This is a genomic window from Paenibacillus sp. YN15, from assembly GCF_003285005.1.
In the GTDB taxonomy this organism is placed as follows: domain Bacteria; phylum Bacillota; class Bacilli; order Paenibacillales; family NBRC-103111; genus Paenibacillus_AR.
Genome location: NZ_QMFA01000047.1, coordinates 1 through 11,843 on the forward strand (window position 1 = coordinate 1; position 11,843 = coordinate 11,843).

The following is an 11,843-nucleotide window of genomic DNA, read 5'->3' on the forward strand; positions in this document are numbered from 1 at the left end:
GCAAATAACGGCTGCTGCTTCCGTTACATTTTTGAACGGGCTATTTTTCCCGAAATAGCGGCGCTCACCGCCGTTAAAAAAGCAGTGAACGCCGCGCCCTAATACGCACCAGGCATCTCGATTAAAATTCGCCAGCCACGCCACCCAGCCCCCCGCCCGGCCGGGTACTCCGCCGACAGGGTGACGGGCAGCCTGCCCTACCCTGAAATAACACCGGTCCGTGCCGCAGGCCGGATGGTGTTATGGAAGCCTCGAAATCGGCAAAGCCGATTTGAGGGCCATCTTCGACATTTCATCGGTCTTTGGTGCGGCGGAAAACCCTTGACCTTATCCCCAGGGTTTCCCCCGTTTGCCCGGAATAGAGGAAAACGGATTCCGTTATGCGGGGGCCGAAGAGGGGGCCTGAAACGGAGGCCCAAACAGGGGCTAAAGTAGAGGTTGATGCAGAGAACTGACGTAGAGCCCAAAACGGAGGCTGAAGTGGAACCCGACGTGAAGCCTGGAACGGAGGCCGAAGCGAACCCGAAACGGAGCAACCCTCCCTGCCTGGAGCCCCGGCCCAAAAAGCAAAAAGCCAGCCACCATTTAGTGGCTGGCTTTTTGCCTTTTCGCCTGTTTGCGCCCGCCTCAGAGATGTCCGCCGGCTATGCCATCAGCTGCTCCCAGGCTTCATAATGGCCCTGAAGCTCCTCCCGTTTGGCATCCAGCGCGGCATTGATTTCCTGTACGGCAACATAGTCGTTATAGACCTCCGGGAGGGTCAGCTGCTCCTCCAGCCCGGCGATTTCCTGCTCCAACCGCTCAATCTCCTGCTCCAGCTGCTCCACCTTGCGCTGGCGGCTGCGCTCCTCGCGCTTGGCCTGTTTGTCGGCTTCATAGTTGTTGGCGGGGTTCGCCGCACCGCTCTTGGCGCTGTCGGCCGCGGAGGCCGGGTTCCGGATGGATCCGGCGCCTGCGGCTCCGCTTCCCCAATCCGGCCGGGAAGCCGGCTTGGACGCAGAATCGGCAACCTCCGCGCGGGCTTCCTCCAGCTCCAGCTTTTTCTCAATATAATCGTCATAATTCCCCAGGTAGGCGGTAATGCCGTCCTTGTCCAGCTCAAGCACCCGGTCTGCCATTTTGTTGAGAAAATACCGGTCGTGGGAAATAAACAGCAGGGTGCCCTCATAATCCATCAAGGCGGCCTCCAGCACCTCCTTGCTGAACAAATCCAGATGGTTGGTGGGTTCGTCCAGAATCAGCATGTTGGCATTCTGGAGCATCAGCTTGGCCAGGGATACCCTGGCTCTTTCGCCGCCGCTTAAGGATGAAATCCGCTTGAATACGTCCTCGCCGCTGAACAGGAAGTTGCCCAGCACGGTGCGCACCCGGGCCTCCTCCAGATGCGGGTATTCGTTCCATACCTCGTCCAATACCGTGTTGGCCGGGTTCAAATGGGACTGCTCCTGGTCGTAATAGCCGATTTGGACCCGGGTTCCCCAATAGAAGGTTCCGCCACACGCCTTGAGCTGCCCTGTCAGCACCTTGAACAGGCTGGACTTGCCGATGCCGTTGGGCCCGATCAGCGCAGCCGTGTCGCCGCGGGAGAGCTTGAAGCCTGCATTTTGGAATAAAGGAGGCTGTCCCTCGTAGCACACCGCCAGCCCGGAGACATCCAGGACATCCCGCCCCGACGGGTAAGCCGGCTCAAAGGAGAAGGCCGCTTTTTTCAGCTCCCCCTGGGGCTTGTCCATCCGCTCCATCCGCTCCAGCGCCTTGCGGCGGCTTTGGGCCCGTTTGGTGGTGGTGGCGCGGACGATATTTTTCTGGATAAAATCCTCCATCCGGGCGATTTCTTCCTGCTGCTTGTCGTATTGCTTCATCCGGTTTTCGTATTCTGCCGCCTTCAGCTCCATAAAACGGCTGTAGTTGCCGGTATAACGGACGGATTGATGCCGTTCGATTTCGTAGATGACGGTCACCAGCGCATCCAGGAAATACCGGTCATGGGATACAACCAGAATCGCGCCGGGGTACGAGCGGAGATAACCCTCCAGCCAGGTCAGAGTGGCGATGTCCAGATGGTTGGTGGGTTCGTCCAGCATCAGCACATCCGGCTCCTGGAGCAGCATTTTGGCCAGGGCCAGACGGGTGCGCTGTCCGCCGCTCAGGGTGGCAATCAGGGTATCCGGGGCAAAATCCCCAAAGCCCATTCCCGCCAGCACGCTGCGAATCCGGGATTCCATGCTGTAGCCGCCTTTTTCCTTAAACTGCTCGGATTTGGCGGCGTATTGATGCAGCAGGGTTTCATATGCCTTTTCGTTCTCATGCAGCTTCGGGTCGGCCATTGCCGCTTCCATCTCCCGCAGCTCCCGCTCGGTTTGAATGAGGGGAGCAAACACATCCAGCATTTCCGCCCAAATGGTCCGCTCGCTTTGCAGGCCGCTGTTCTGGGCCAAATAACCGACACGAATATCCTTGTTCTTGAAGATTTCGCCGCTGTCATACGACATTTCCCCGGAAATAATTTGCAGCAGCGTGGATTTTCCCGCCCCGTTGACACCAACCAGGCCGATTCTCTCTCTGTCCTGCACCTGTACATTTATATTCGACAGCACGGTTCGGGTGCCGTAGCTCTTGCTGATGTTTGAGGCCTGAAGCAAAATGGCCATGTTCCTTCGTCCCTCCGTATTTCCCGCTTGAAATTCCCATGCTGGGGCACATTCTGAAAAGCGCAAATTGGCATTTCCGCCGCTGTTTTTGCGCTCTTTGTATACCAGTGTAACATATCCGGCTCCCTTTTCTCACCCCATGAAATATTTATAGCCAAAAAGTCCAATGGCATTAAGGACAGGGGCGGTTTTTTCAGCAGTAGATGCGGTGTCGATGTTCCATTGATTGTTTGTTGCGGACAGAGGGGGCGTTATTTTCCGCATACGGTTCTTTTATCGATTTTCAAGGACACACGATTCGTTATTTCGCTTCAGAAGCATGGAGAACCGCTGTTTTTTCACAACTAAAGGATTCTGTGTCCACTTACGAGAAAAAAAGGCCGGTTTTCGAAAAATAACGGAACCAGGGTCCGCACAATGAGGCGTATGATGCTGAATGTTCAGGAGATAATGGGTCCGAGAAAAACTGGTGTGAGAATCACAGGTGACGCTATTTTACGGTCATGCGTATTGCCGGCATTGCCAGGAGGGAATGATTTTGCGGTGGCGGAGGATTCTTCGGGAACTTTATCGAAGATGTTTTGCCTGGGGGGATTGTTTTTTGCAGGGTGGAATAATATGCTACAATAGAACTAATCTAACCGAACGGATTAACGGGCTTCGCCGGCGGAGGGAAGGAGTGTGCATCAGGCATGTCCCAATGGAAAAAAGAGCTTCGCCGCACGATGCTGGAACAGCGGGAGAGGCTGGGGGCGGAGGAGAGAAGGGTGAAATCCGCCAGTCTTTGCAGCCGGATTGTGGACATGCTGGAAGGGCAGGGGATTCTCCGGGGCCAGGGACAGCTGCTTACCTTTATGCCCTTCGGCCATGAGGCGGACATTCATCCGGTGGCAGAGCGGTGCTGGGCTGCAGGCGGTTCCGTGGCGGTTCCCAAAACTGTTCCGGCGCAGAAGAAGCTGGAGCTGTTCACCGTCCGCAGTCTGGAGGAGCTGACTCCCGGGTTATGGGGAATTCTCGAGCCGGATGCGGAGAAGGGGGCTGTTCCGGCAGACCCGGCGCAGCTGCTGGCTGTGCTGGTGCCGGGAGTTGCTTTTGACCGCAGCGGGGGAAGGGTAGGCTATGGCGGCGGATATTATGACCGTCTGCTGGCGGGTCTTGAGGAGCAGGGCATTCGGCCCTTGAGGATCGCCCCGGCTTTTGAGATGCAGATTTGTGAGGAGCTTGCCCTTGAAGCCCATGATATAAGGGTGGATGCAGTTGTAACCGAATCAGGCTGGTATGTGACGGAAGGGGGTGGAGGCGGTGTCGGAGCATTCCGGGGAATTCAGCCATTTTAATGACCAGGGAAGAGCGCGGATGGTGGATGTGACGGACAAGGCGGCAACGGAGCGCAGCGCGGTGGCGGAAACGGCGGTGCGCATGCGTCCGGACACGCTGCAGCAGATCAAAACCGGCGGGATCGCCAAGGGCGATGTGCGGGCGGTGGCCCAGATTGCCGGTATCATGGCGGCCAAAAAAACCTCCGACTGGATTCCCATGTGCCATCCGTTGGCGCTGACGGGTGTGGACATCCGTTTTTCCGATAATGACAGGGATGCGCTATATATAGAAGCAACGGTGCGGACCACCGGCAAAACCGGTGTGGAGATGGAGGCCTTGACCGCCGTTTCCGCAGCGGCCTTGACGGTGTACGATATGTGCAAGGCGCTGGACAAGGACATGGAGCTTGGCCCAACACGCTTGCTGGCCAAGCAGGGTGGCAAAAGCGGCCCGTACGCAAGGCCCGGCCAATCCGCATTCCAAGACGAGGGAGGAGACCGCTATGGGGTTTAGAGTAGGCATACTGGCCGCCAGCGACCGCGGCGCGCGCAAGGAGCGGGAGCATACCAGCGCGCAAGTGATCCGCGAGCTGGTAGAAGAAGAGCTGATGGGCACAATTGTGGAATTCCGGATTGTTCCGGATGAGAAGCAGGAAATTATGGCGGCCCTCATTGAAATGACGGATTATTATGAGGCGAATCTGGTCATCACCACCGGAGGGATTGGATTGAAGCCCCGGGATGTGACGCCGGAGGCGACTCTGGAGGTAGTGGAGCGTCTTGCTCCAGGCTTTGCCGAAGCCATCCGCAGCGCGATGATTGCGGCGAATTTGCCGGAGGCGCTGTGTATGAGGGGGATTTCCGGGCTGCGGGGGCAGTCGCTGATCCTGAACCTGCCCGCCGACCCCAAGGGCGTCCATGAAAGCATGAAGGCGGTGATGGGCTATCTTCCCACAGCTCTGAACCAGCTGGAGGGCCGGGAGAGCGGAGATGAGGGGGAGGGGGCTTCATTTTAGCCCAATCTGGCCGTTGCCGGTCCGGCTATAAAGCGGTACAATGGTACTGCCGGCGGACTTTTAAAACGCTTGCATAACGATCCATAAAAGGGGAGATGGCCTCATGTTTAACGGAATTGGCGCAACCGGCATTGTGTTGATTATTCTGGTTGCATTGCTTTTGTTCGGGCCCAACAAGCTTCCGGAGCTGGGCAGGGCGTTTGGCCGCACGCTTCGCGAATTCAAGGAAGGCGCCAAGGACATCATGGACGAGGAGCCCAAGCCCCGCAAGGAAATCCGCTCTGAAGAGGTACATGTCCAGCAGGCCCAGAAGTCCGAGAGCTCTGAAGGCTCCGCCAAGCTGCCGGATTGAACCGGTTTTGCGAGCAGACATAATTGACGGATCGGGCAGGTGGTGGCATGCAGGAGATGAAGGATGAAGACATGTCTCTGGTGGAGCATCTTGCGGAGCTGCGCAAACGGGTTATTCTGGTGCTGGCGGTTTTCGTGGTCTCCGTGGTTGGCGGGCTGTTTGCCTCCTCTTATGTGATTGATCTCATCAAAAGCGCCGAACCGGCCAAGTCCATGGCCTGGCATGCCATATCCCTCTGGGACGGCATCCGCATCTATATGCAGTTTGCCGTCGGCATTTCCCTGGTAGTGGCGCTTCCGTTCACCCTGTATCAGGTGTGGGCGTTTGTGAAGCCGGGTTTGAAGGAGCATGAGCAAAAGGCGGCGCTCCGGTTTATCCCCTTTTCGGTGGTGCTGTGGCTGGTGGGACTGGCCTTCGCTTACGGCGTGGTGTTCCAGATGGCGGTGTATTTCACCAGCAAGGTCAACCGGGGGCTGGGCCTGACGGAGATTTATGGGGTCAGCCAATATTTCAGCTTTATGTTCAATATTCTGATCCCGGTGTCGCTGCTGTTTGAGCTGCCGGTGGTGGTCATGTTCCTGACCCAGCTTCGGATTCTGAATCCCCGCTTGATGAAAAAGCTGCGCCGTTTCGCGTATCTGGCGCTGGTGATTGTGGCGACGGCCATTACGCCGCCGGATTTCATCTCGGATTTTCTGGTGGCGGTTCCGCTGATTCTGCTGTATGAGTTCAGTGTGCTGCTGTCCGCCAGGGTGTACCGCAAGCAGCTGGACAAGGACAAGGCGTGGGAAGAGGAGTTCTACGGCAAGAAGCAGGAGCATCCCGTCTAGGGCGTGTCTGATAACTCCGAGGGGAGCAGCTAAGGCCCAAATTTTCGTTCATGGCAAGGAACTTTCGTGAAGGCGTACCGGGGGTACGTCAAGCGGAAGTAACGATGCAAGAGACGAAAAGGCGGTGAAAGATGCCTTCAAGCGGGTTTTCAGACACGCCCTAGCATATGTTTTCCGAAGCTGCGCTTGCTTCGCAAGCGCTTAGGCGGGACAGGGAGGCGTTATCCAATGAAACCGTGGTCCGGGAGGGCGGCGGTTTTTTGCTGTTCCAAGGAGGCGGCTTCTGCGGTCTGCGTGGCTGAACCATTGGTCGCCTTGGAAACGGGGTGGTTGCATGGGAGCCGTGGTGTAAGAGTCGCCTTGTGTATGTGAAAAATCGAGTATAATTCTGCAGAATGGGGGGATAAGCAGCAATTGTATTCGAAAAATCATTCATAATTGGGCTTGCCATAGGCACACGGGCTAAATATATGCGAAAAACCGCATACAATTGAGCAAAATGGAGGTTTGACGAAAGTTATATATGAAAAACCGAGTACATCTGCAGCACATGCAGCCGCCCACCGTGTACTTTCCTCCGTTTCGGCCCGGGCCCTACTTGTTGCGCGGCCATGGAGCCTCATTGCGGAATATTTTTCCTTTCGGTGGAGAGAATGAGGAAGGTGCCTGGGGAATCTTTGATTTTTTGGCCCAAAGGACTTGCAAATTGTTCCCAAACTGATTAATATAAGAATTGTTGTTAGCACTAAGTTGGTTCGAGTGCTAACAGAGCGCATCATGCGCAACCTTACATCCAACTAAACCATTTTTCAAGGAGGCATTTGATCCATGATCAAACCGTTAGGCGACCGCGTAGTACTTGAAGCCATTGCGAAGGAGGAAACCACGGCGAGCGGCATCGTTCTTCCCGATACTGCCAAGGAAAAGCCGCAAGAGGGCAAAGTTGTTGCTGTAGGCAGCGGACACCTGAAGGATGGACAGCGCGTAGCTTTGGAGGTTAAGGAAGGCGACCGCGTTCTTTTCTCCAAATATGCCGGTACCGAAGTGAAGTACCAAGGCAAAGAGCTGTTGATCATGCGTGAAAGCGACATCCTGGCCGTACTGGGCGAATAAGCTTCCTAAGGCGCTGCCGACCGGCAGGCTTGGCCGAACATACATTGCAACATTAAATTCTACTTATTTCGGGAGGTTTCCATAACATGGCAAGAGACATTAAGTTCAGTGAAGACGCCCGCCGCTCCATGCTTCGCGGTGTGGATGCTTTGGCGAATGCAGTGAAGGTAACCCTCGGTCCCAAGGGCCGCAACGTGGTGCTGGAGAAGAAATTCGGCAGCCCGCTGATCACCAATGACGGCGTAACCATCGCCAAGGAAATCGAACTGGAAGACCCGTTCGAAAACATGGGCGCCCAACTGGTTAAGGAAGTAGCTACCAAGACCAACGATGTAGCAGGCGACGGCACCACTACCGCAACCGTTCTGGCTCAAGCCATGATCCGCGAAGGTCTGAAGAACGTGACTGCAGGCGCCAACCCGATGGTGATCCGCAAGGGCATCGAGAAGGCTGTCAGAGCTGCCGTTGAAGAGCTGCAAAAAATCTCCAAGCCCATCGAAGGCAAACAATCCATCGCACAGGTTGCATCCATCTCCGCTGCTGACGAAGAGCTGGGCCAACTGATTGCCGAAGCTATGGAGAAGGTTGGCAATGACGGCGTGGTTACCGTTGAAGAGTCCAAGGGCTTTGTGACCGAGCTGGAAGTTGTAGAAGGTATGCAATTTGACCGCGGCTATGTGTCCGCTTATATGGTAACCGACAGCGACAAGATGGAAGCTGTTTTGGATAACCCGTATATCCTCATCACCGACAAGAAGATCACCAACATTCAAGAAATTCTGCCCGTTCTCGAAAAAATCGTACAACAAGGCAAGCCGCTCCTGATCATCGCCGAGGACGTAGAAGGCGAAGCAATGGCTACCCTAGTACTGAACAAGCTCCGCGGCACCTTCACTTGCGTGGCTGTTAAGGCTCCCGGCTTCGGCGACCGCCGCAAGGCTATGCTGGGCGACATCGCTGCTCTGACCGGCGCTCAAGTGATCACCGAAGAGCTGGGCCTGGAACTGAAGTCCGCTACTGTGGCTCAGCTGGGTTCCGCCCGTCAAGTGCGTGTGACCAAGGAAAACACCATCATCGTGGACGGCAGCGGCGACAAGAAGGACATCGGCCAACGTGTCAGCCAAATCCGCGCCCAACTGGAAGAAACCACTTCCGATTTCGACCGCGAGAAGCTGCAAGAGCGTCTGGCTAAGCTGTCCGGCGGCGTAGCTGTTATCAAGGTTGGCGCTGCTACCGAAACCGAGCTGAAGGAACGCAAGCTGCGTATTGAAGACGCCCTGAACTCCACCCGTGCGGCTGTGGAAGAAGGCATCGTTTCCGGCGGCGGTACTGCCCTGGTGAACGTATATGCTGCTGTTGCTGCGGTTGTTGCCGAGGGCGACGAAAAGACTGGCGTAAACATCGTGCTGCGCGCTCTGGAAGAGCCGGTACGCATTATTGCCGGCAACGCCGGCCAAGAGGGCTCCGTTATCGTTGAGCGTCTGAAGAAGGAGCCTGTAGGCACCGGCTACAACGCCGCTACCGACGAGTGGGTGAACATGTTCCAAGCCGGTATCGTTGACCCGGCCAAGGTTACCCGTTCCGCACTGCAAAACGCTGCTTCCGTTGCAGCTATGTTCCTGACCACTGAGGCTGTTGTCGCCGAGAAGCCGGAAGACAAAAAAGCCGGCATGGCCGAAATGAACGCTATGGCTGGCGGTGGCATGGGCGGTATGGGCGGATTCTAATCCACCCCCTGCTCCAACCCTATATAGAATTTAGGAAGAGACCCTTCGGGGTCTCTTTTTTGTCTTATAATAAATGGCAAAAGGAGTGGATGAGGGCAATGAGCAGCCGGGAGCAGGATTTTTTGAGGGGAATCGCTTATTTGGCCTTGGGAAATGCGCGGCAGCAGGAGGCTTGCCGAGCGCTTCGGAAGCTTAGGATGATGGAGGAGCTGGAGCAATACCATCCTGTGCTGGTGGGGACGGTTCCTATTGACGTGGATATTCCCGGGAGCGATCTGGATGTAATCTGCCAGGTGAAGGAAGGGAAGCAGAAGGCGTTTGAGGCTCTGTTGAAAAAGGTATTCGGAGGGCTGGATGGCTTTGAGTATGCCGCCAGAGTGGTGGACGGCTTGCCCCGGCAGGTGGGCCGGTTCCGGCATGGGGGTTGGATGGTGGAGGTTTTTGGCCAGCCGGTGCCGGTTGAGGAGCAGAATGGTTACCGCCATATGGTGGTGGAGGACCGGCTTCTTGAGCTGCTGGGTGACGGGGGCCGAGAAGCCATCCGCAGGCTGAAGCTGCAGGGGCTCAAAACAGAGTCTGCCTTCGCCCGGCTGCTCCAATTGGAAGGGGACCCGTACCTGAAGCTGCTGGAGATGTACAATTGGACGCCGGAACAGCTGGAGGAGCTTGTAAGGGGCCGAGAATGGCGGAGCCCGGTATAGGCAGGCGAATATTCGGGGGAGAAGGGAATGTATCAGGCCTTAGGTTTCCAAATTCTTCATATATTCTTAAGCTCAAACCAGAACAGATGTGCTATAATAACATGCAAATCATGTACCAGCTACGAGGAGCGGATGGAATGGAACAGCTGATTGCCTTTTTGCAGGAGCAACAAGCGGATTTTGAGATCATCCGCCACGAGCGTTCCTTTCATACAGCCAAGGAGGGAGCGGAGGCGCTGGGGATTGAGCTGGGGCAAACTGCTCCGTCCCTCATCGTCAAAACGGAGGCGGGATTCTTTGCTGTTATGCTGTCGGGCGCCGGAGGGCGGTTGAATATGAACCGGCTAAAGCCTATTCTCGGTGTACAGCAGGTGAAGCTGGCATCTCCTGTTGAGGTGGAGGAGCTTACCGGCTCCAAACCTGGGGATGTGGGGCTGATGCAACGGTCGCTGCCAACCGTTGTGGACAAGCGGCTTTTCCGTTTCAGATACATTTTCGGAGGGACGGGGGTCCCGGATACTACTCTGAAAATCCGGCCGGAGGACGCGGTTCGGCTCAACCGGATTGCAGGATATTTGGAAGAGGAAGCAAATGAAGGGCGGAGAGTGGATTGAAGGACAGGTTCAAGCTGATCCCGGCGGTTCATTTGTTTTTTATCCGGGAGGACCGAATTTTGCTGCTGCGGCGCTACAATACCGGTTATGAAGATGGAAATTACAGTGTGGTTGCGGGGCACCTGGATGGCGGTGAAGAAGTTTGGCAGGCTGCAGCCCGGGAGGCGTACGAGGAAGCGGGAGTTATCCTCAGGCAGGCGGATGTGGAAATGGCGGGGGTTATGCACCGGTTGTCCGATGACGAGAGAGTGGATTTTTTTGTACATATAAGGGCTTGGGAGGGGGAGCTTGTGAACCGGGAGCCGGATAAATGCGATGAGCTGGCATGGTTTGCACTGGATGAGCTTCCTGCCAATACGATTCCGTATGTGGCCAGAGCCATCGGCAATTACCGCAAAGGGCAATGGTTTGACAGCTTCGGTTGGGAGTCAGCGGTCCGGCCGGGCTTGCAATAGGAAAAAGCAAGGCAAACTCCAATCGGATTGCAGGGAGCGGATGCTATGGAAAGCGGGACAAAGCTGAAGCTGGATGGGGCGGAGCTGGGGATGCTTGTCCGGGAGGCCTTCGGGGCTGATCCGGAGGAGACGGAGGAGCTGTCCGATGGCTGGGCGAATACGGCCTACCGGGTCCGGCTGCAGGACGGGAGAAGGATGGTGCTGAAGCTGGCTCCTCTGCCCGAAGTGAAGCAAATGCGGTATGAGGTCAAGCTGATGCAGACGGAGGTGGACATGCTCAAGCGGCTGGAAGGGGTGCTGCCCGTTCCCCGCGTGTTTGTGTATGATAACAGCCGCAGTCTGGTGGCTTCGGACTATTTCTTTATGGAGCATCTGGACGGCACTCCGTACAACAAGCTGAAGCCGTCGCTGAGTCCGGAGGAGCGGGAAGCGGTGGAACTGCAGCTGGGCCGATATAACCGGACGCTGAATGAGGTGCGGGGGGAGAGGTTCGGACTTTATGCGGCTCCGGCGGCTGCGGAGGTTGGCTGGTTTGAGGTTTTCCGCGGGCTGGTGGAAGATGTTCTGGAGGATGGCAAGGAGATGTCGGTGGATTTGCCTGTGCCGGAGCAAGAGGTTTTGGCGCTTGTTGAGGGCAGCCGCTGCGCGCTGGACGAGGTAACGGAGCCCAGGCTGGTCCATTGGGACTTATGGGACGGCAATGTATTCGTCCGGGACGGAAGGATTGCCGGGCTGATCGATTTTGAGCGGGCCATGTGGGGGGACCCCCTTATTGAAGCATACTTCCGCAACGGGACTCTGACAGAGGCGTTCCGCCAGGGCTACGGGCTGGAAGCCTTCTCGGCTGCCCAGGAAGCACGGGTAATGCTTTATGACCTGTATCTGGACTTGATCATGCATATTGAGCGCCCGTTCCGCCAGTTTGCTTCCCCGGATCATGAAGCATGGACAAGGGAGCGGCTTGTGAAGGATTGGGAGCGCATCTGTAAGGCTCTGGGATAAAGGTGCCGGATGGCCGGCCAAGAGGGAGTGGCGTCTTGAAAATTGCGTTTGTGCTGTTCGACG

The 11,843-nt window shown here is 56.3% G+C and carries 12 protein-coding genes; 11 read left to right on the top strand and 1 reads right to left on the bottom strand.

Features of this window, described 5'->3' with window-relative positions:
• Positions 1–644: 644 nt before the first annotated feature.
• Complete coding sequence (locus tag DQG13_RS26035; RefSeq protein ID WP_113023150.1) at positions 645–2,645, bottom strand: ATP-binding cassette domain-containing protein; 2,001 nt, start codon at positions 2,643–2,645, stop codon at positions 645–647.
• 698 nt (positions 2,646–3,343) lie between these two features.
• Between DQG13_RS26035 and DQG13_RS26040 the strand changes: the two genes are divergently transcribed.
• The 11 genes from DQG13_RS26040 (at position 3,344) to DQG13_RS26090 (ending at position 11,780) form a co-directional block, all read left to right on the top strand.
• A complete protein-coding gene (locus DQG13_RS26040; protein WP_113023107.1) occupies positions 3,344–3,988 on the top strand; it encodes a 5-formyltetrahydrofolate cyclo-ligase in 645 nt (214 codons plus the stop codon).
• A 19-nt stretch (positions 3,989–4,007) separates the two neighbouring features.
• Positions 4,008–4,484, top strand: coding sequence for a cyclic pyranopterin monophosphate synthase MoaC (gene moaC, locus DQG13_RS26045; protein WP_113023151.1), 477 nt, complete (start codon positions 4,008–4,010; stop codon positions 4,482–4,484).
• On the top strand, positions 4,474–4,986 hold the full coding sequence (locus tag DQG13_RS26050; RefSeq protein ID WP_113023108.1) for a MogA/MoaB family molybdenum cofactor biosynthesis protein: 513 nt from the start codon (positions 4,474–4,476) through the stop codon (positions 4,984–4,986). Before moaC ends, DQG13_RS26050 begins: the two co-directional genes overlap by 11 nt.
• A 103-nt stretch (positions 4,987–5,089) precedes the next feature.
• Entirely contained in the window at positions 5,090–5,338 is a 249-nt protein-coding gene (gene tatA / locus DQG13_RS26055) for a twin-arginine translocase TatA/TatE family subunit (protein ID WP_113023109.1), read from the top strand.
• Between the two features lie 47 nt (positions 5,339–5,385).
• Entirely contained in the window at positions 5,386–6,168 is a 783-nt protein-coding gene (gene tatC / locus DQG13_RS26060; RefSeq protein WP_113023110.1) for a twin-arginine translocase subunit TatC, read from the top strand.
• Positions 6,169–6,996: 828 nt separating this feature from the next.
• Complete coding sequence (gene groES / locus DQG13_RS26065) at positions 6,997–7,281, top strand: co-chaperone GroES (RefSeq protein ID WP_113023111.1); 285 nt, start codon at positions 6,997–6,999, stop codon at positions 7,279–7,281.
• Positions 7,282–7,367: 86 nt separating this feature from the next.
• Complete coding sequence (groL, locus tag DQG13_RS26070; RefSeq protein WP_113023112.1) at positions 7,368–9,008, top strand: chaperonin GroEL; 1,641 nt, start codon at positions 7,368–7,370, stop codon at positions 9,006–9,008.
• 98 nt (positions 9,009–9,106) lie between these two features.
• Positions 9,107–9,709, top strand: a complete 603-nt coding sequence (locus DQG13_RS26075) for a DUF4269 domain-containing protein (RefSeq protein WP_113023113.1) — start codon at positions 9,107–9,109, stop codon at positions 9,707–9,709.
• Positions 9,710–9,846: 137 nt separating this feature from the next.
• Positions 9,847–10,323 (top strand): aminoacyl-tRNA deacylase, encoded by a 477-nt coding sequence (locus DQG13_RS26080; RefSeq protein ID WP_113023114.1) that lies wholly within the window; start codon positions 9,847–9,849, stop codon positions 10,321–10,323.
• Positions 10,320–10,778, top strand: a complete 459-nt coding sequence (locus DQG13_RS26085) for an NUDIX hydrolase (protein ID WP_113023115.1) — start codon at positions 10,320–10,322, stop codon at positions 10,776–10,778. The genes DQG13_RS26080 and DQG13_RS26085 overlap by 4 nt, the downstream gene beginning before the upstream one ends.
• Before the next feature lie 45 nt (positions 10,779–10,823).
• Positions 10,824–11,780: a phosphotransferase family protein gene (locus tag DQG13_RS26090; RefSeq protein ID WP_113023116.1), complete on the top strand. Its 957-nt coding sequence runs from the start codon at positions 10,824–10,826 to the stop codon at positions 11,778–11,780.
• The last annotated feature ends 63 nt before the right edge of the window (positions 11,781–11,843 follow it).

Bases quoted from the DNA above. Each gene is read 5' to 3' on its own strand.
- DQG13_RS26040 (WP_113023107.1), top strand. From the start codon at position 3,344: ATGTCCCAATGGAAAAAAGAGCTTCGCCGCACGATGCTGGAACAGCGG.
- moaC (WP_113023151.1), top strand. From the start codon at position 4,008: ATGGTGGATGTGACGGACAAGGCGGCAACGGAGCGCAGCGCGGTGGCG.
- DQG13_RS26050 (WP_113023108.1), top strand. From the start codon at position 4,474: ATGGGGTTTAGAGTAGGCATACTGGCCGCCAGCGACCGCGGCGCGCGC.
- tatA (WP_113023109.1), top strand. From the start codon at position 5,090: ATGTTTAACGGAATTGGCGCAACCGGCATTGTGTTGATTATTCTGGTT.
- tatC (WP_113023110.1), top strand. From the start codon at position 5,386: ATGCAGGAGATGAAGGATGAAGACATGTCTCTGGTGGAGCATCTTGCG.
- groES (WP_113023111.1), top strand. From the start codon at position 6,997: ATGATCAAACCGTTAGGCGACCGCGTAGTACTTGAAGCCATTGCGAAG.
- groL (WP_113023112.1), top strand. From the start codon at position 7,368: ATGGCAAGAGACATTAAGTTCAGTGAAGACGCCCGCCGCTCCATGCTT.
- DQG13_RS26075 (WP_113023113.1), top strand. From the start codon at position 9,107: ATGAGCAGCCGGGAGCAGGATTTTTTGAGGGGAATCGCTTATTTGGCC.
- DQG13_RS26080 (WP_113023114.1), top strand. From the start codon at position 9,847: ATGGAACAGCTGATTGCCTTTTTGCAGGAGCAACAAGCGGATTTTGAG.
- DQG13_RS26090 (WP_113023116.1), top strand. From the start codon at position 10,824: ATGGAAAGCGGGACAAAGCTGAAGCTGGATGGGGCGGAGCTGGGGATG.